16 protein-coding genes are annotated in these 18,327 nt (G+C 47.0%); 7 read left to right on the top strand and 9 right to left on the bottom strand.

Annotation, left to right across the window (positions count from 1 at the left end):
- The first annotated feature begins 579 nt into the window (after positions 1 to 579).
- The 7 genes from PK654_RS22960 to PK654_RS22930 all read left to right on the top strand — a co-directional run bounded on the left by PK654_RS22960 (position 580) and on the right by PK654_RS22930 (position 7,723).
- Entirely contained in the window at positions 580 to 2,553 is a 1,974-nt protein-coding gene (locus PK654_RS22960; RefSeq protein ID WP_271699873.1) for a replication initiator protein RctB domain-containing protein, read from the top strand.
- A gap of 500 nt (positions 2,554 to 3,053) precedes the next feature.
- The gene (locus PK654_RS22955) at positions 3,054 to 3,248 is read left to right on the top strand and encodes a PA3496 family putative envelope integrity protein (protein WP_271699871.1); all 195 of its coding nucleotides are present in this window, start codon (positions 3,054 to 3,056) and stop codon (positions 3,246 to 3,248) included.
- A 163-nt stretch (positions 3,249 to 3,411) separates the two neighbouring features.
- Positions 3,412 to 3,621 (top strand): DUF3283 family protein, encoded by a 210-nt coding sequence (locus tag PK654_RS22950; protein ID WP_271699870.1) that lies wholly within the window; start codon positions 3,412 to 3,414, stop codon positions 3,619 to 3,621.
- Positions 3,622 to 3,704: 83 nt separating this feature from the next.
- Entirely contained in the window at positions 3,705 to 4,424 is a 720-nt protein-coding gene (locus tag PK654_RS22945) for a YebC/PmpR family DNA-binding transcriptional regulator (protein ID WP_271699869.1), read from the top strand.
- A gap of 121 nt (positions 4,425 to 4,545) precedes the next feature.
- Entirely contained in the window at positions 4,546 to 4,920 is a 375-nt protein-coding gene (locus PK654_RS22940) for a DUF5329 domain-containing protein (RefSeq protein WP_271699868.1), read from the top strand.
- Between the two features lie 24 nt (positions 4,921 to 4,944).
- Positions 4,945 to 5,820, top strand: a complete 876-nt coding sequence (locus PK654_RS22935; RefSeq protein ID WP_271699867.1) for an NAD(P)-dependent oxidoreductase — start codon at positions 4,945 to 4,947, stop codon at positions 5,818 to 5,820.
- A gap of 202 nt (positions 5,821 to 6,022) precedes the next feature.
- Positions 6,023 to 7,723 (top strand): putative bifunctional diguanylate cyclase/phosphodiesterase, encoded by a 1,701-nt coding sequence (locus tag PK654_RS22930; protein ID WP_271699866.1) that lies wholly within the window; start codon positions 6,023 to 6,025, stop codon positions 7,721 to 7,723.
- An 82-nt stretch (positions 7,724 to 7,805) separates the two neighbouring features.
- On the opposite strand, the gene PK654_RS22925 is transcribed toward PK654_RS22930, so the two are convergent.
- From PK654_RS22925 to PK654_RS22885, 9 genes are all read right to left on the bottom strand, one after another.
- Positions 7,806 to 8,318 (bottom strand): hypothetical protein, encoded by a 513-nt coding sequence (locus tag PK654_RS22925; RefSeq protein WP_271699865.1) that lies wholly within the window; start codon positions 8,316 to 8,318, stop codon positions 7,806 to 7,808.
- 11 nt (positions 8,319 to 8,329) lie between these two features.
- Entirely contained in the window at positions 8,330 to 10,441 is a 2,112-nt protein-coding gene (locus tag PK654_RS22920) for an LruC domain-containing protein (protein ID WP_271699864.1), read from the bottom strand.
- A gap of 84 nt (positions 10,442 to 10,525) precedes the next feature.
- On the bottom strand, positions 10,526 to 11,782 hold the full coding sequence (locus PK654_RS22915) for a glycosyltransferase (protein WP_271699863.1): 1,257 nt from the start codon (positions 11,780 to 11,782) through the stop codon (positions 10,526 to 10,528).
- 8 nt (positions 11,783 to 11,790) lie between these two features.
- A complete protein-coding gene (locus PK654_RS22910; RefSeq protein WP_271699862.1) occupies positions 11,791 to 12,432 on the bottom strand; it encodes a sugar transferase in 642 nt (213 codons plus the stop codon).
- Between the two features lie 10 nt (positions 12,433 to 12,442).
- Positions 12,443 to 13,630 (bottom strand): glycosyltransferase family 2 protein, encoded by a 1,188-nt coding sequence (locus PK654_RS22905; RefSeq protein ID WP_271699861.1) that lies wholly within the window; start codon positions 13,628 to 13,630, stop codon positions 12,443 to 12,445.
- A complete protein-coding gene (locus tag PK654_RS22900) occupies positions 13,627 to 14,733 on the bottom strand; it encodes a glycosyltransferase (RefSeq protein ID WP_271699860.1) in 1,107 nt (368 codons plus the stop codon). The genes PK654_RS22905 and PK654_RS22900 overlap by 4 nt, the downstream gene beginning before the upstream one ends.
- A 217-nt stretch (positions 14,734 to 14,950) precedes the next feature.
- Complete coding sequence (locus PK654_RS22895; protein WP_271699858.1) at positions 14,951 to 16,378, bottom strand: GumC family protein; 1,428 nt, start codon at positions 16,376 to 16,378, stop codon at positions 14,951 to 14,953.
- Positions 16,375 to 17,517, bottom strand: coding sequence for a glycosyltransferase family 1 protein (locus tag PK654_RS22890; RefSeq protein ID WP_271699857.1), 1,143 nt, complete (start codon positions 17,515 to 17,517; stop codon positions 16,375 to 16,377). Before PK654_RS22890 ends, PK654_RS22895 begins: the two co-directional genes overlap by 4 nt.
- A 16-nt stretch (positions 17,518 to 17,533) precedes the next feature.
- Positions 17,534 to 18,253, bottom strand: a complete 720-nt coding sequence (locus PK654_RS22885) for an acyltransferase (protein ID WP_271699856.1) — start codon at positions 18,251 to 18,253, stop codon at positions 17,534 to 17,536.
- Positions 18,254 to 18,327 lie beyond the last annotated feature (74 nt).

Below are 18,327 nucleotides of genomic sequence, written 5' to 3'. Positions count from 1 at the left end.
ATCAAAAATAGTCCTCTCTAGCTTGATCATCGTTCTGTCATTTTAGTAAATGCTCACCAAACCAAGATAGAATTGACCGGAACACTCCGTTGCAATGTCGTTTGAGCAAGTAAGCGGAAAACATGCTAAAACAGCTTCCTTGATCATGCTTCTGTCACTCTGATTAACACTGTATATTGCCAATTTCGCTTAAATTAGAAGTCATTTTAATCAGAGGCTGTGGATAAGATGTGAACCTTCGGTGATCATCGTTCTGTCATCCAGATGATCATCGCTCCGTCTGTGTATTGATCATGTGTCCGGCACTGTTTGATCATGTTTTCGATCTCTTCTTGATCATACCTCCGGAAATAACATGATCATCGTTCCGAAAGCCTGTTTTTTTTATCTTTATTTTTCAGCAAGATAAAAGCAAATCCTTGCTCAGATCATTAGATCACATAATCAATATAGATCAATATAATCAGTAAGATCAGTTTTAACCCAAACAAATTAAATATCTCTTTATTTATGATCTGAATTTCTTTAACCTTTTGGAACTATAGCCAATCTACGGAACTTGAACTGCGGACAATAAAAATGAAATCCGATGAAAAACTACTGATTTACCTGCCAAGAAACCATAAAGACGGTCACCTTTTTGAAGTATCGGAACATGCAGTAGATTGGATAGAACAGTATCAGCACTTTAAAGGGGTAACAAAAAGCATTGTTGAACTGTTGAACCTGATATCCCTGAGAGGACTAACCAGCAAAGATGGCTATGTTTCTACAACGGAAATTGTAGAAGCCACTGATCGTCATTTAACCCGTGCTGCGATTCAGCAAAGATTGCGTGCTGCCGTCAATATAGGTCTTTTTAGTCAGGTTCCGGTTAGATTTGAAGAAGGTCTGGCGGGCAAAACCATGTTGCATAGATTTGTTAACCCCAGCCAACTGGTTTCTGTTTTAGGCGCATCAAGTCTGATGACAGAGTCGAGCAAAAAAACAGAAAAACAGAAACGATCAAAAGCACTGGCACAAACTCAGGTTAACCGGCGTCTTTTAAATGAGTTTGGTCTGCAAACTCCGCCGGCAATGAAAGATGAAGCGGATCAGTTTGTGGTATCACCGACAAACTGGGCCGGCATTATTGATCAGGCATTGGCTCCCCCGAGAACCAGAAAAAACTATCAAAAATCCATGGTTTCTATTTCAGGATCAAGGGCGATCATTGAAACTCGATCCTCTAAAAATATCATGACTGTTGATGATCTGATGACACTGTTTGCTCTGTTTACCCTGACAGTGCAGTACCACGAGCATCATCAGGAAGAGTATCAGATCAACGCACAACAGACCCCGAACAAAACGCCGCTATACATCACCGATATTCTTTCCATGAGAGGCAAGAAAGATAGCGGGCCTGCACGGGATTCCATCCGGGAAAGCATTGATCGTATTGAGTTTACTGACTTCCAGCTACATGAGCTGGCAGGCCGCTGGCTGAGTGAAAATATGCCGGAAGGCTTTAAAAGTGATCGCTTCCGCTTCCTTGCCAGAACCATCACGGCTTCGGAAGAAGCGCCTTCTGAAGACGCATCCGGAGAGATCAGGATCAAACCTAATCTGTATATCTTGGTCTGGGAACCCTCCTTTTATGAAGAGTTACTGACAAAAGATTACTTTTTCCTCTTCCCACCTGAAATTCTTAAGCAGCATACCCTTGTGTTTCAGCTTTACTCGTTTTTCCGTAGCCGGATGTCGAGAAGATTTACTGATAGTTTGCTGCTGAGTGAACTTAACCAGAAACTGGCCAGAAATATCGAATGGCGCCGTTTTTCTACCGAGTTGATCCGCGAACTGAGAAAACTGGCAGAAGAAGATAAACAGGAAGATCAATTTAACGTTAATCTATGGGGTTATCATCTGGATATCTCCAGAGTGGACGGAAACGGCAAAACTTCAGATTTTCTGCTGGACATAAAATGTAATGTTGAAGAGGTATTAAGGTACTCCAGAGCCCGGACTACCAACGCCGGCAAGCGTAATATGGCTCCAACCCTGCCTAACCCGTTACGCAATGAAATGGTGTCTAAGCAGAGGCTGGAAGAACTGGCAGAGATTATTGACGGTGAGTTTGAACCGATCCAGAGAAAAACCAGCAAATCCAATGGTCGTCTGGGGCGCCGGGTTAAATTAAGGAAACATCTGGTTGAGATCAATGCCGATGAGCTGACAATTACCTTATCTAAGTATACCTCCTCAGAGGCTCTGGAGAGAGCTATAACGGCTCTTTCTGCTATGACTGGTCATCCACATAATTCTATTCAGAAAGAGTGTCAGGAACTCATAGAGAAGCTCGATTGGCTGAGAGTGGGTGAAGAAGTGATCAGCTACGAGATCCTGAGTAAAACCATTGAGCTGTTTAATAGTCAGTCAGAAGCAAAGCATCTCTCTATTGAGCGTCTGATCTCCGGGCTCGCTGTCAGGAAAAAAGTATGCAAACTGATACTTGAAGGGCATATGGATGAAGAGGTGTTCAGGACGCTGGATGAAGTGGCGGTCGGCTAACAGACGAAGTTTTTCATATCCGGACATAAGATTGACATTAACCTGACATTAGCTCTGTCTGGCGGACTATATTTAATAACGAATAGACAACCTTACAGTCCTTTCTAACAGATTGATAGATTGGCTCAGATAGTTACATTAAGTTATGAATGTTTTTAGCGGGTACCTTACCCGCTTTTTTTTGCCTGGCATAAATTGGGCAGAGAATACTTTTACTTGATCATCGTTCCGCTGTAACAGTGCAAAGCAGGCATACTTTTTCTGGAATGGATGGGGTGGGATGTAACAAGAGCGAGACCTAGCTCTCATTTACGATTCGATAGCGTAATCCTTTAAGGATATGACCGAAATCTTATCTTCGCAAAGCCTTAATGACAGATTTATAAACTTCATTCTAGAAGTCATGGTTACTTCACATTCTCGATCAGATTTGCTTAACAATGATATCTGCCTTTGCTAAATAAACCTTGTCCCGAACGGGGTTTTGATCGGAGGTGTGTATGTCTATTAATTCAATTGATCACGATGAAATGACAAACATTGCATCTAATTGGGACTTCAAGGATGAAGACGCCAAGCAATCAAAAAAACAAGTAAAATCTGCTGAAGCTCGCCGTCGCATCGAAGCCATGCGCGAGATTCGCGAAAGCGGTTTAACTTTGGAAGAGGCCGAGGAGTTAGGCTTACTTCATTGATCGCACTCAGGTTGCAAGTTTTTTAGGGCGCCCTTACAGGCGCCCTTGCTTATTTATCGCTAGCGAAACTGAAAAATTGCCAGCTCAGACAGCCTGTTACTATTACCCCTTTCCCTGCTCTGTGGTATATTGCCTGCTTCAGAATTAATCGATGAATATTCCTATGCCTGTAAATCTATCTCTGCTGCCAGCCGATGAGAAAAATAAGATTGAGCTGGATAAACAAGCCTCATTTTTAGTCTGGAAGCTTAAGCAAGCGAAAATAGGCCCGGAGGAAATAACCGCTCACACTGCTAAGCTAACAAGTGATGATGAAAGAGCGTGTTTTGAGCAATCCATCGTTAAATACAAGAGAGTAATGGGCGTTCATTAACGCTGATTACCTATTCTAAATTGAATTGATTTGACACTTTGTTAAAATCTGCCCGAATAAATTGAATCAGAGAGAACATCCCGATGGGAAGAAGTTTTGAAGTGCGCAAAGCCTCAATGGCGAAAACACAAGGCGCAAAAATTAAAGTCTATTCCAAATACGGTAAAGAAATTTACATGTGCGCCAAAAACGGCGGCGCGGATCCGGAAATGAACCTTTCCCTTAAGCATTTGATTGCTAAAGCTAAAAAAGATCAGGTTCCTGCTCATGTTATCGATAAAGCACTGGACAAAGCCAGTGGCGGCGGTGGTGAAGATTACCAACCGGCCCGCTATGAAGGTTTCGCCCCGGGTGGTGCTAGTGTGATTGTTGACTGCCTGACAGATAACGGTAACCGTACTTTTCAGGATGTTCGTCAATGCTTTGTGAAGACTGGCGCTAAGATTGGCAGCCCGGGCACAACAGCGCATATGTTTGATCATCAGGCGGTTTTCCAGTTTAAAGGCGAAGACGAAGAAGCCGTATTAGAAGCTCTGATGATGCAGGACGTTGATGTTACTGATATCGAGCTTGAAGATGGTGTGATTACCGTATTTGCTCCTCATACTGAGTTCTTTAAGGCTAAAACTGCCATTAATGAAGAGTTTCCTGACATCACACTGGATGTAGAAGAGATCACCTTTGTTCCTCAGACCAATACACCGGTAACGGGTGAAGATGCTGAGAAGTTCCAGAAGTTCTTAGATCTGCTTGATGAGTGTGATGATGTTCAGCAGGTGTATCATAACGCTGAATTGTCATAATCAGACAAAGACTTAACCTATATAACCGGATACTTGTTATCCGGTTTTTTTTCACCTGAACATTTAAAATGTAAACTACATAGTGTACATTTTAATGGGTTTAAGTCAGGTTAGGTGATGTATGAGAACGATAGTACTAGTAGGTATGTTACTTTTTTCATTTACTGCGACGGCCGAGCAGTTAACCTCAGAAAAAGTAACAGAGTCAGAAATAGCAGCGCTACTGCAGCAGTTAAACCACTCCGATTGTCAGTTTATCCGCAGTGGTAAAAAGTACAGTGGTGCTGAAGCGAAAAAGCATTTGTCCGGTAAGTATGACTACGCCAGAGATAAGATTAAATCTGCTGAGTCATTTATCGAAAATATCGCCTCTGAGAGCTATTTTACCGGCAAAGCCTATCTGGTTGAGTGCTCCGGAGAAGGGCTGGTCGAATCAAGAATCTGGTTGACAGAAAAGCTAACCAGCTATAGAAACAAATCAGCAGAACAGAAATAAAAATCAAAAGGAAGGGATAGAGCAATGAAAGTCAGTTTTATTGGTTTAGGTGTGATGGGATACCCTATGGCCGGTCATGTTAAACAAGCAGGGTTTGATGTAACGGTTTATAACCGTAATACAGAAAAAGCAAAGCAATGGGTAGCGCAGTATGGTGGCGAGTACCGTGACACAGTAGCTGAATGCGTCGCTGAGGCCGATGTTGTACTAACCTGTGTCGGTAATGACAATGATGTACGCTCAGTGACCTCCAGTGAAACCGGCGCCATTGCCGCGATGAAACAGGGGGCTATTCTGGTCGATCACACCACCACCTCTGCATTACTTGCTGAAGAGCTGGCACAGGCTTGCTCTGCAGCCGGAGTGCGTTTTATGGATGCACCTGTCTCTGGTGGTCAGAGTGGGGCTGAAAACGGCATTTTGACCATTATGTGTGGCGGAAGTGAAGATGACTTTGCAGAGCTGGACAGTCTCTTTGATGCTTATGGTAAATCTTCTGTTCTGATGGGAGCAACAGGGCAGGGACAGCGCGCCAAAATGGTGAATCAGATTTGTGTAGCCGGTGCACTGACCGGGCTATCTGAAGGGCTTATTCTCGCGGAAAAAGCCGGCTTTGACGTTCCAACCCTGATTAACTGTCTGAAGAATGGCGCAGCCGGTTCATGGCAGATGGAAAACCGGGCTGAAACCATGGCTCAGGACAAGTTCGATTTTGGCTTTGCCATTGACTGGATGATCAAAGATCTTGGCTTCTGTATTGAAGAGGCAAAAAGTCAGGGTATCAGCCTGCCTTTCACCGAAAAAGCTAATCAGCAGTATAAAGATCTTTCTGAACAAGGTCTCGGCCGTATGGATACTTCTGTGATTATTAAGGCTATTCGTAACGAGACTGAATCCTGATCTTATCTGACCTAAGGGCTGGCTTATGTCAGCTCTTTACACTGTAAATCTCACTTGCCTCTGCTTATGCCAGCAGATCCTCCCTTTCCCGAAACCGACGAAACTCTGCTACTTTTAAAGTAACTCTTCCTCTTAGAAATAAAAATTCGGCCTATGAGCCGGGAAGAGAGCTAACTGTCAGTCAGGTATAGGGTAAGAAAATTTGTCAAATCACGATGAAACACTTAAACAAGATGAACGTCGTTTTATCCAGTTGCTGGAGAGCCTGCCTAAGGTTGCTGTGCAGGGATATGATGTCAATCGTAGGGTGATCTATTGGAATGAAGCAAGTACAGCGCTTTATGGCTTTTGTAAGCAGGAAGCTCTGGGTATGCGCCTTGAAGAGCTGATCATTCCCGATGAGATGCGTGAGGCGGTTGTTGATCTGCACACCGATTGGGTAAGAAACGGCAACGCTATCCCGGCAGCCGAGCTCCAGCTTAAGCACAAACATGGTCATTTAGTTCCGGTATTTTCAATGCACATTATGCTGAAGGAGTGGACCGACTCTCCTGAGATGTTTTGCATTGATATCGATATGACTGAGCAGCACAAAGCGCTGGCTGAGCTGGAGAGGCTGGCGATTTCAGATACATTAACTCAATTGCCTAACCGACGCTTTCTTGAGAGTGAATTGGAAAAGCGGCTGGTAGAAGCTGAACGATTCAGACAGAAAGTAGCCATCCTGTTTATTGATCTGGATATGTTTAAAGAGGTTAATGACACCATGGGCCATGTCTGTGGTGATCAGCTTCTGATGCAGGTTGCGGAAAGGCTGAAAAGTAAGGTGAGAAAGTACGACACTTTATCCCGTTTTGGCGGGGACGAGTTTGTACTGGTATTGCCTCATATTGCTGAAAAGTCTGATATCGAAGGAGCGGCGTCGAAACTACTCAATCAATTTGAACAGAGTTTTTTGATCTCTGAGCAAAATATTTACAGCTCTGCCAGTATCGGGATCAGTGTCTATCCTGACGATGGTGAAAGTGTGGAGGTTCTGCTTCAGCACGCAGATACCGCTATGTATCAGGCGAAAAATCGTGGCCGCAATCGTTATGTGTTTTTTGATAAAACCATGAACGATATTATGCTGTTTGAGAGAAAAGTGGCCAATCAGCTTAAGCAGTCGCTGAGTGCTAATGAGTTTGAACTGGTTTATCAGCCTAAATTAAGTTTAACCGACCAATCTGTTGTCGGTTGTGAAGCCCTGATCCGCTGGACAAATCCTCCTACAGAGGCGAGCCGTTCGCCGGCGGTATTTATCCCTATTGCAGAGCGTTCAGACTTGATTATTCATATTGGCAACTGGGTCCTGCGCGAAGCGTGCCGGCAGCTTTCTGAGTGGCGCTGCAACGGCCACTCGGATATAAAAATTGATATTAATGTTTCCGGAAAGCAACTTGAGAACAAATCCTTTTTTAGTGTGCTGAACAAAACACTCAATGAGTATCATCTCTCCCCGCGAGACATAGGTATTGAGATCACCGAGCACACCCTGATTGAAGCGACAGAAGAGCTACTGATCAACCTTCGCCGGTTAAGGGAGTTTGGTACAGAGATATCCATTGACGATTTTGGTACCGGTTACTCTTCCTTAAGTTATCTGACTATGTTCCCTGCTAGTCATCTGAAAATTGATCGCTCCTTTATCTCCGGTCCGGCCAATAGTCGTGAAAACAGAATTATATTGAAAGCCATTACCGAAGTGGGGCACCAGCTTGGTTTTTCTATTGTGGCTGAAGGGATAGAGACTGAAGAGCAGGCGGAGTTTTGTCGTAAACTCTGCTGTGATGTCGCTCAGGGCTACTGGTTCTTCCGGCCGCTGAGCGCGGAAAAAATGCTTAACTTACTGGAGCAAGGCTGAACAAATAAGGCATCTTCAATAACGAAGATGCCTTATTTTTATCAGAAATTTGTTGATCGTTCAGACTCAACAAGCTCTGATCTTAATCGACCCAGTTTATCTGAGCCTGTTTCACCACCACCTTTTGTATCGGAGCGGCTGCACCCAACTGCCACACTTCAATCAGCAGAGTTTTTGTGCTCTCTGCTGTTTCGAAGCTGGCTGAAAAGCTTCCCTGAACCATAGGCGCAGAGAGTATTTTACTGCTTGATACGGCCTGATACTGATCCTGAGCGAGCTGATTGTATTCGCTATACACAGAGATAAATGCCGTATTGTTCTGCTGGCTGCTTAGTTGCACCGACAGGTTTAGCCCTGAACTTGCTTGGTAGCTAAAGCCCTGAGGTACCTCAAGTTCATCCATCGAGCGTTGAGCTATAACCGGTGTCGGTGCTGGTTCCGGTATCGGCGTTGGTTCCGACGGGGCTGAAGGTGCAGAAGGTGAGGATGGCGCTGAAGGTGAAGAGCCGCCACCAGAGCTGGAACCGCCTCCACCGCCTCCGCCACCACAAGCCGTAATCACTAACATCGGGATAAGTAATAGTAAATGTTTCATAACGGCGCTCCTTAAGGTTGATAGATATTGCCAGCAACAGCATTTTCAGGCAGGTACCACTGTTTGGCTGATTCTCCGGCACTCTCGGCAAACTCAGCAAACATTGGGTAGGCCAGTGTCAGCTCTTTGCGTTCTATCGGCCACTGCCATTCGTAAGGAACCAGCAGAGCCCACGGCAGATTATTCGCGGTCTTAAAGTAGGTGTCTGTTGACTCATCACTGGCGTCGACGCCGAGGTTCCATAGTTCATCGCGGTTAAATTTCTCAGTTGGCGCCTGATCAGCCAGGTGGATCTCCAGTGTTCTGCCGGGATGAAGTGGTAACTCTTCCCCGTGGTAGTAATAAGGGGTGGCAAACACAAACGGATCGTAAGGCATGGCCATTAATCCGGAACTGTCGGCTCCACTGTTCAGGGAAACATGCAATTCAAACATAAAAGATTCATTTTCTTTACAGTCAGACAGGGTGCGGAAGAAGCGGCATTCTGTGCCTTTTTTATGGCTTAAATCGTCAGATATGCGGAATATCGCTTCTGCGGAATCCATCTCCAGCCCGCTGTCTGCCTGCAACTGATCATTGTGAAACTGGCGGGTCAGGCTGGTATCTATATCCGACTGAGACAAGCCGGCAAGACGAATAGCAAAGCCGCTGTGGTAGTCGGCACCATAAGCTGCAAGGCGGCCGCGGATAAAGGATTTCTGTACCAGATTGTCTTTCAGGATTTCCGTTACCCGGTAGTGAATAACCACATCATTCATATCGTAGTCGGCTTTATGGGGCCAGTTATCCTCAAAGGCTACCGTGGCGTATCCGGATTCATTCGGGTAGTGCCTGACAGTAATTCCTTCAGCGGTAACAAATATCTGGTGGTCTTCTACTTCACCTGAGGTTGCCCCGCCGGTGGCTGCCAGCCCGGTTTGCTGACTGAAGCGGAAGCGGCTCCAACTGCTGCCCTGCACGGCGTTGAGAGGAACGGTGAAAATAAGGTTGTTGTTACCTTCGCTAAGCTGCAGATCCTGATGGAGTTGTTCGCCTTCATCCAGAAAATCGCCGTCCTGATTCCAGTCAAACCAGCTGCTCAGGTAACCTTGAGTGGAAGCATTAACTTGTATCATGGCATCTAAGCCGGTTTGCAATGTGGTAATAAACTCGACGCCGTTATCGTCATCGATTCCTACTGTATCGTCACTCAGGGGGGCGACTAAACCATCTTGTTCTCCGTCGGGGGCACTGTCGCCCAGCCAGGTAAGCTGATCCAGTTCGTGACGCGGACCATTGCTGGCAAGAGTGGTTGAGTAACTATCCGGAGCGTCACCGAAGTCGATATTTGAGTCTTCATCTACTACGGGTGCGTTGGCGCATCGAGCACCATCATTTTGATTTGAGCTTGGTCCGTCAGCAAACTTAACCGCAGGAACCACACCGCTGTTGATCTGGCTCTCGTCAGAAAGGTCAATACGGTAAATTTGTCCATCCTGATTTCTGGACACATAGTAGTAGCCATTAACATCAAAGTAGCCGGCACCAAAAGTGCCCAATTCGCCAGTATCACCTATCAGAGTTTCAGCGCCTGTTTGTGGATCAAACTCATATAACCAGCCGGAATTATTATCGATACCGTACAACTTTGAGTTTACCGGATGAAAAGCAAAGTCTGTCAGCCTGACAGTGGCAGTAGTGGAAAGCTGTTCAACTATCAGGGTGGCATCCGGGTCGGTGTCTAGCGGTGTAAGGTCGATGCGAAACAGACCTTTTCCGGTACGGTACAGGTAGTAATACTTGTTAAACACATCACCGACATAGAAGGTGTGATCCGTAGGCAGGCCACTGACGGAGAGAACTTCAACCTGAAAATCCTTGCCCATTCTGACAATGGTTTTATCCGTTGTGTTGTAACCAAAAATATAGCGGCTGTCGAAGTCAAAACCGACACCATTAACATTTCCCGTGGTTCCTGTATCTCCTTGCAACAAAGCAGTAGAACCCGTTACAAGGTTTACTCCGTACACCTGAACCGGCTGGGACTGAAACAGGTAGGCTTTACTCGGGCAGGTGTCAAAAGGAGTCGCCATAGCGCCGGCTGAATTGACAAGCAGAGCAGTAAACAGAAGTAGTGGTCTCATTGAATCATCCTTGTTTTTCATCAGACATACTCAATGACTTTCAAAGCTTGTGCCAACTGGTAACTAACTGAAAAACAACAAAGATTAAAATCGTTTTTGGCTGTTTTTCATTATGAGATTCAATCTGAAATTCAGATGATTGCTCAGGGGGTCGGTGATATGAGCAAGAGTAGTGCGCAGTGCTGTGGCGATAAAACTGCCAATGGAAGGAGGGCTGACAGGCGTGCAAAGCAGGCGCTGGTACTCAGACTGAAATGCGCTGATATAATGCTGAACAGTAAATTTAGTTGTAATTCGCTGCCGGGCATTTGTTGTCAATCTGCGGGCAACATCTGTCTCTCCCCGCAGGGAAACAATATGCTGTGCCAGTTGAGCTTGGCTACCTTTGGTATAAAGCAACGCTGAGACGTTATGTTGAACAAGCTCGGGAATGCCGCCTGTTGCGGGGGCGATAACCGCAAGCCCGGCCAGTGTGGCCTCGCCGATTACCAGACCAAAAGCTTCACTACTGGCTCCGCTGACAAAGGCATCACAGCCTGCCATCCAGCGGGGTACGTTGCTCTGTTCACCGCTAAAGTGGATATGGTCAGTTATATCTAACTGACGGGCAAGGGTGAGTAGTGAATGATATTCAGGACCTCCGCCGATGATCAGAAGATGAACACCTTGATCATGCTTCCGTACTGATGCCATAGCACGTATCAGCAGATCCATTCCTTTTCGTTGGATTAAAGAGCCACAACTGACCAGTAAAAAAGTACTGCTATCCAGCCCGAGGTGTTTTTTGACATCGAACACAGGCTGTTGGTCTTGCTGTCCGCTAAAGCCGTTGTAGATGGTTTTCTGTCGTTGCTGCGGGTAACCGTCTTTCAGCAGCGAGTGGCTGATGGCATTGCTGACAGTGACTACCTGTGTGGCAAGGCCGAACCCAAGTGTTAACCGATCCCGTAACGGGTAATCAGAATGCAGATGAAGCAACATAGGGATACCACATAAGCGGCATACCAGCCACATCCACTGGCAGGGGGCACCACCGTTCACATGAACCAGATCAATGTTATTTTCCTTTATCAGACGATAAGCCTGTAGGCATTGTTGCAACCAACTGAAGATAGCAAAGCGTGGCTTCTGCCAGCCCAGTAAGACTTTAAACGGGCTGAGAAAACTACCAACATTACGCTGCTGCAATTGCTGATGAAGCCGTGGATTGTTGCTCCAGACAAAAGGGGTGAAGCGGCAGCGATCCAGATTGTCTACCAGACTGAGTAGGGTCTGCTCGCTGCCTCTTATCCAGTTGTCACCATAGTGAACCAACAGGATGTTACGTTTACGGCTGCTCATGGGGGACCTCACTGCCCGCGTCCGTTGACGACAACCGCAATGGTTTTAAACAAGATGGTCAGATCCATCTTCAGCCACTGGAAAAATGAGCAGAATGACAGGGCGTATCTATGGTCAAAAGCGACCTTTCTTCGTACATCATCAATACAGGTGTCGTAGCCCTGATTGACCTGAGCCAGACCGGTAATGCCGGGCAGAACACCATAGGTTCTGTCTGCGAAGAAGGGGATGGCATTTTCCAGTTTCTGGTAAAAACCGGGTCTTTCCGGGCGTGGGCCAATCAGGGACATTTCACCCTGAAGAACATTGATCAACTGAGGGATCTCATCGATACGGGTTTTGCGCATAAACAGCCCTACAGGTGTGATCCTCGGGTCGTTCTCCGTTGCCCATTTTGCCCCGGATCTCTGTTCTGCGTCCTGATACATGGTTCTGAATTTAACAATTTCAAACAGAACCACCTGATCCGGGCTGCTTTTTCCCACTCTGAGCTGGCGGTAGAGAACCGGTCCGGGGGAGGAGAACTTAATGGCGGCAGCAATCAGTGGAATAAATGGTGTTACCAGAATAATCAGTATCAGGGAGACCATGACATCAAAGCCTCGTTTGCTGATTGAGATAATATTAAATTTATTGGTGTTGGCAGACATAACAATCTCCTTATTGTTTAACCCGGATCCATCTTTTGTTTTCCAGCCCCAGCAGGTAGCGCAGGCCACCAATCAGGTTGGCAAAATGACCGGTCATAAGATAGGTGATAAAAGTAATCAAGGTGTGAACCTGTAGTACAGGAAACAGATAACAGAGCATGGCAATGGCGTAGAGTGCCAGCTGCGCCGTCAGGGCAATACTGAACAGTGGATAAGAGACCAGAAGCAGCGATGTTATCAGACAGCTCAGCATCAGGTATGGAGTGAGCAGACGTAGCCCTTTACCGGAAAAGAAGGCAAAAGCGATACCTGAATATCTGGGACTAAAAAGAGGCCACAGACGAAGCACCTGCTGCATGTTGCCGGCAGAGATTCGCAGACGACGTTTAAAATCGTTCCCCTGGCTGGTGGCTTCCTGTTCCAGTGCCAGCATATCCGCATCGTAATGAGCCAGATAACCTTTCTCAATGATCTTCATCGGCAGGATAAAGTCATCGTTAATGGTGTTCTCTTCCAGAGGCTCATACAGTGCTGTACGGAACAGATAAAAGGCACCGTGCGAACCTAAGGTTGAACCGAGTGAGGTTTCAGCCTGTTTGATCCGGCTCTGGTACTGCCAGTATTTCGTTTCTGCCACAGAGCCTGTTTCCAGTATCCGGTAGCAGGGGTTAACCACACCTATCCTTGGGTTACTAAAGTGTGCTGCGGCTATCTGCAGGGCATCGACAGAGATAAGGGCGGACACATCACTCAGCGCCACCAGCTCGCTATCCACCCTCTGCATCAGCTCATTAATCACTGCGATTTTCCCGCGGTTTTCGCTGAACTCAATGATTTCAAAACAGGTTTCCGCGCAGATCGCTTCCTGAATAGTATCCCGTGCCAGACGGGCAGTATTGTCGCTGCAACCATCCAGCCCGATGATCACCTTCATTTTGCCGGCAGGGTAATCGAGACAGGCCAGATTTCGGATCTTATCTGCTATCCAAAGCTGTTCATTATAGGCCGGAACCAGAATGGTGATTTCCGGCATATCTGCGTCTCCGCTCTGCTCTCTGTATCGTCTGAATAGTGTCTGAGCAGGACTAAGCGGGTTTCTTCTTGCATACCACTTCAGCAGAACCGGGTAGCCAAGGTGATGATAAACAATCAGCAGCGCGCTGACGGCAAACAGCGTAGCCAGAATTAAGTCAATCATGCCAGTACTCCCAGAGCCAGATCTTCATAAGCGCGAATCATGCGGCGGATATCGTTGTTCTCTACGACAAACTCGCGCGGAATATGGTTGTAGCGCCTGAGAAGCTGATGCTCCAGACAAGCAGCCATCTCTTGCGGGTTTTCCGGCGGAACCACATAACCGGTAGCCGGACAGATGGTTTCTGCACTGGCGCCAACATCCGTCACAACTGCTGGGATATTACAAGCCTGTGCTTCCAGTGGGGAGAGAGGAAAGCCTTCAAAGCGCGACGGCAGACAAAAGATATCCAGCGACTGATAAAAGCGAGGCATATTCTCTACCAGCCCGAGAAAAAACACCCGCTCAGTCAGAGATAACTCTTTCACCATTGCCTGTAACTCTTGTTTCTGGCTGCCGTCACCGGCGATAGCCAGTATATGTTCAGCGGAGAGATATGAGAGAGCCTGAATAAGAATATCCTGCCCTTTTACCGTTTCCAGCCTGCCGGCGCAGCCGATAATTTTTTTATCAGCGGGCAGATCAAACAGCTCCCTTGCCAGAGGCTTAGAGCCGGGTTTAAATTTTCTGCAGTCGACGCCATTTTTAATCACAATGCTATCCGGATAGGAGAAGCAGGATTTTAGTTTGTCATTTACCTTACTGGCATCGGCGACCAGTGTTGGTTTAGCTGCCTTAAGAATCAGTCCCTGAAGACGAACCTGCTTTTTATCATTCAGATGCCAGGCATCATGCTCGGTGTGGATTCGTACCGGAACGCCTGCCATTCTTGCTGCATATCCGGCATAAAGCAGGGGACCGATATGATGGGTATGTACCACATCGGGTCTTACACCCTGAAAGGCGCGCAGTAAGGTAAGCACCAGCCCTAACTGGACACCCGGAGATTTATCCAGAAAGATCAACTGATGCTCAAAAGGCTCCAGCTTCGGCCAGTTTTTCAGTGCCTGTTCCTTGCTACCCTCAAGGCTGACGATAAGAACCTGATCCTGCGGATGGGCAAACTTCATCAGATCCAGTGTCAGGGTCTCAAGCCCGCCCGGAGCCAGATGCTGAACCACATGGATTACTTTTCTTCCTGCTCTGTTTTCGATGTTGTCATTCATAGTCGTATCCTTACTTTCTGAATAGGGATAACAGTTAAATAGCAGAAAGTGTGCCAGTTAAATTTATGTTTAAAATTAACGACTTAGCATGATATCGGGACTGTTCTTGTGTCATTTTTCAATTTGAGAATGATATTGAGCAAAAGAAAAAAGCCGCGTTATGCGGCTATTTTCTGTAGTTATTCTTTGCGACTGTTTTTGTGCGACTAATGACAGGCTATGGCGTTATTTTCGGAATAACCGTCAGTACCGGTGCTCCGGTAATCTGCTCCAGTTCTGCCTTTCGTCGGACACTGGTGTCAAACAGCTCAAGTAGGGTGGCCAGTCCGCAACCCAGAGCGATACCGGCAAACAGCCCTGCAATAATGTAGATTGGCATAGGGAAGTTAACCGGAGCACTTGGGGTGAAGGGAAGATCGATGATCTTAACCCGTTTGTTCTGCTCAAAGATCCCCAGAGAGCCGGTCAGTTGAGCCATTTCATAGCGCTCCACCAACTCGTCATACAGGCGGCGTTTCAGGTTTACCTTGCGGTTCAGGCTATCGAGGATTTTCACTTCATCACCAAAGAACTGCGCCTGTTGCTCAAGTTGGCGAACCATCTTCTGAAGGCTTTTGGTCTCTTCACTCAGGGCTTCGTATTCGCTTCGCGCTGCCTGAAGGGATTGCAACTGAGTAATCAGCAGGGGTTGTACATTATTAAGGTCTGACAGGCTGACACTGCTGGCAATATCCCACAGTTGATCACTGCTCAGTTCCGGAGCTGTATTGGAAAGCAGGGCAGAGCGCTCTGTTTCCAGCCTCTCCAGCTCCTGACGTTTCTCCTCTACGGCACTGTGATTATTGGTGTATTTGGCTCTTAGCAGGGTCAGTTCACTATGGACATCGATAATTTTCTCTTCAATTTTGCCCACCACAGGGTTGGTTTTAGACAACTGCTGATCCAGTGAGCCGAGACTTTTTCTGACACCGGATAAGCGCGCCTCTTTTTCTGCCAGAGTTTGTTTCAGCGAGGCTAGCCGGTTAAGGCTCTCCCGCTGCATGTCCGGCGTCATATTGGGGTTACTGTTCTGATAATCCGCCAATGCCTGTTCTGCTTGATTCAGTTCTGACAAACGTTTATTGATATGTATGGTAAGAAACTCTGAGGAGTCCTTGATGGAAGAGCGCTCCGGCGCCAGCAACTGCTCTATAAAGTGGTTGCTGACGGACTCAAGCAGCGTCTTCATGCCCTCTTTATGTTTCGACTGAAGCTTTATCTGCACAAATTCTTTGCCCAGTTGATTGACTGACAGGCTGGCAGAGAGTTTCTGAATCACTCTTTCTGCCTCAATACTGCTCATCTGGTCGTTGATTAACCCCTGCTCCTGCGCCACAGAGTGAAGCACATGGCGGCTTTTCAGCAGGGTTCTGAGTGCATTGATCCGTTCTTTAAAACGGGTCGATACAGCTATATCTTCCAGAAACGGGTTCATCTTAGCGGTTTCCTGAATCAGCATACTGGTATGAGAAACATACTTGCTGGGGGAGAGGTGGCTCACCACAGCCCCCACCAGCGGCATAAGCAGTATAGGCAGGGCAATGGTGTAGCGCCGCCGCCAGGCGGAACTAAGAATAACCAGTAAGCGGTATTTAAGTTCTGTCATAACAGCTCCATCAGCCAGCTAAGAAAGCGACTCTTCTCATCCCAGCTCTGGTGTTGCAGAGCGTGAGCCGGAATAGATGAGTCATCTCTGGCGGCCATTAATGATTGAATAAACGTGCCTGTGTTGTCGGCGCAATGTACATACTTCTGATACCCGCCCAGCGCCGGGAAAGGCGTGGTGACAATAGGACGACCGGCGACTATGTATTCCGCCAGCTTGAGCGGACTACAGGCAGCAATTTGCTGGTTCTGACTGAAGGGGAGCATACTCACGTCCCAGTGCTGGCTGAAGCCGGGCAGTTCATGGTGGGCTTTAGGACCCAGATAATGTACGTTGTCACGCTGAGGAAGCGGATTCTTGCTGGTGGCCAGTGGACCGATAAAAACGAAATCCCAGTCCGGCAGTGACTCTGTTACTTCATCAAGTAACGGATAATCAAGCCACTCAGATATGGAGCCGTAAAAGCCGGCGACTGGACGTTGATTCGCCTGTTTTAACTCAGCCAGTTGTGGCGCAATGGCTGCCGGAATGGAGAACAGTTTCTGGTCAACTCCATGGCTGAGAAGCCGGGTTTTATGGGCAGGAAATTTTCCTGTCAGGGCATCGCTCGCGGTAAGGATAAGGTTGGCTTTATCTGCCATCTTCTCTTCATGTTTTGAGACTGTGTCATGATCAACACCGGCCAGAGCGGAAAAGTCATCACCGCAATAGTAGACAACAGCGTGTTCATTCAGGTGGCCGCAAAGATCGGCGGCGGTCGGCAGAGACGACCATAAAATAGGCTGTTTTAGCTCAGCTTTTTCCAGTACCGGCATCAACTGACGAAGCATAAGCTCACGGGCAACTTTTCTTGCCATCGCAGAGCTGGGCGCCGGAATTGTCAGCAGGTTTACCTGAGTAATATTACTTCTGCCGTGGTTTTCGTCTGTCTTCGAATAAGTCTGTTTTAGTGCGCTATTACGGCCGGAAAAGCACTTATTAAAGGCTCGTTTGGCGTCTTTTACCGATAGTTTCGGTTGTCGCAATCCAATGGAGTTTACCCATATTACTTTGCGATCATCTGCCAGTCCGTTAATCAGATGCTGAGTGCTTGAGGGCAGACTGCCGTAGTCTTCACCGAATACAATTAAATCGTGCATAATGCCTCCTGATTCTCTATTGCTGATCCAGAATGGAACGGATCACTTTGGCGGGATTCCCTGCTGCCAGAACATAGTCAGGCAGATCTTTGGTTACCACACTTCCGGTTGCCACAATGGTGCCTTTCCCTATGGTGACACCTGAGCTGACACTGACATTACTGCCCAGCCAGACATCTTTTTTCAGATGGATATCCCCTACCTGTTGTTCTGTGTCCGGCTTGCCTTTTGCCCGCTGTTCTGCATTTAAAGGGTGGCCGGAATAGCCGAACAGAAAGGCTTTTCCGGCGATTCGTACGTTATCCTCAATAATCACCTTGTTGCCTACAGCGATGGTTGTCTGCCAGCCGATTCCAACGTTATTACCGATAATCAGTTCGGGGTTTTCTGAAGCACTACGGCCTGAAAAGGTGGTCTGCCCTGAAATCCGGCAGTGATCGCCGATACGGATTGAAAGAGGTCCGCTGATGTAGGGCATACCGCCGTACAGGTTAAGATTTTTTCCGCTCTCACTCACTCTGGCCTTAAATGCCGGTGTATAGATCAATAGCCGGGATAGCCCTGAGGTTATAGTCCGGGTTAATGTTACTAACCCAAGGGCAAGGTGATTCCATAACGCCGGCGTCGGAATATCGCTGCTGCGGATGGTTTTCAGCACAACAAACAGTTTCTGCATTTTCGGGTTTGGGTGATATTGCAGCCAGACTTTGGTGCGGTGCAGTGTTGTAGTTAGCATAGCTTGTTCCTTATACGAGTTCCTTTTCATAACTAGTAACTATCACAGAGCGTGCCAGAAAATATTTTCTTAAA

Origin of the sequence: Vibrio sp. SCSIO 43137 (assembly GCF_028201475.1) — a bacterium.
Taxonomy (GTDB): domain Bacteria; phylum Pseudomonadota; class Gammaproteobacteria; order Enterobacterales; family Vibrionaceae; genus Vibrio.
The sequence above is the reverse complement of the archived record's forward strand: the minus strand, read 5'-3'. Positions and strand labels throughout refer to the sequence as shown.

Coding starts and splice junctions, on each gene's coding strand:
- PK654_RS22900 (WP_271699860.1), bottom strand. CDS start 14,733: ATGAATGACAACATCGAAAACAGAGCAGGAAGAAAAGTAATCCATGTG.
- PK654_RS22885 (WP_271699856.1), bottom strand. CDS start 18,253: ATGCTAACTACAACACTGCACCGCACCAAAGTCTGGCTGCAATATCAC.
- PK654_RS22945 (WP_271699869.1), top strand. CDS start 3,705: ATGGGAAGAAGTTTTGAAGTGCGCAAAGCCTCAATGGCGAAAACACAA.
- PK654_RS22940 (WP_271699868.1), top strand. CDS start 4,546: ATGAGAACGATAGTACTAGTAGGTATGTTACTTTTTTCATTTACTGCG.
- PK654_RS22950 (WP_271699870.1), top strand. CDS start 3,412: ATGCCTGTAAATCTATCTCTGCTGCCAGCCGATGAGAAAAATAAGATT.
- PK654_RS22895 (WP_271699858.1), bottom strand. CDS start 16,378: ATGACAGAACTTAAATACCGCTTACTGGTTATTCTTAGTTCCGCCTGG.
- PK654_RS22915 (WP_271699863.1), bottom strand. CDS start 11,782: ATGAGCAGCCGTAAACGTAACATCCTGTTGGTTCACTATGGTGACAAC.
- PK654_RS22935 (WP_271699867.1), top strand. CDS start 4,945: ATGAAAGTCAGTTTTATTGGTTTAGGTGTGATGGGATACCCTATGGCC.
- PK654_RS22955 (WP_271699871.1), top strand. CDS start 3,054: ATGTCTATTAATTCAATTGATCACGATGAAATGACAAACATTGCATCT.
- PK654_RS22925 (WP_271699865.1), bottom strand. CDS start 8,318: ATGAAACATTTACTATTACTTATCCCGATGTTAGTGATTACGGCTTGT.
- PK654_RS22905 (WP_271699861.1), bottom strand. CDS start 13,630: ATGATTGACTTAATTCTGGCTACGCTGTTTGCCGTCAGCGCGCTGCTG.
- PK654_RS22910 (WP_271699862.1), bottom strand. CDS start 12,432: ATGTCTGCCAACACCAATAAATTTAATATTATCTCAATCAGCAAACGA.
- PK654_RS22960 (WP_271699873.1), top strand. CDS start 580: ATGAAATCCGATGAAAAACTACTGATTTACCTGCCAAGAAACCATAAA.
- PK654_RS22890 (WP_271699857.1), bottom strand. CDS start 17,517: ATGCACGATTTAATTGTATTCGGTGAAGACTACGGCAGTCTGCCCTCA.
- PK654_RS22920 (WP_271699864.1), bottom strand. CDS start 10,441: ATGAGACCACTACTTCTGTTTACTGCTCTGCTTGTCAATTCAGCCGGC.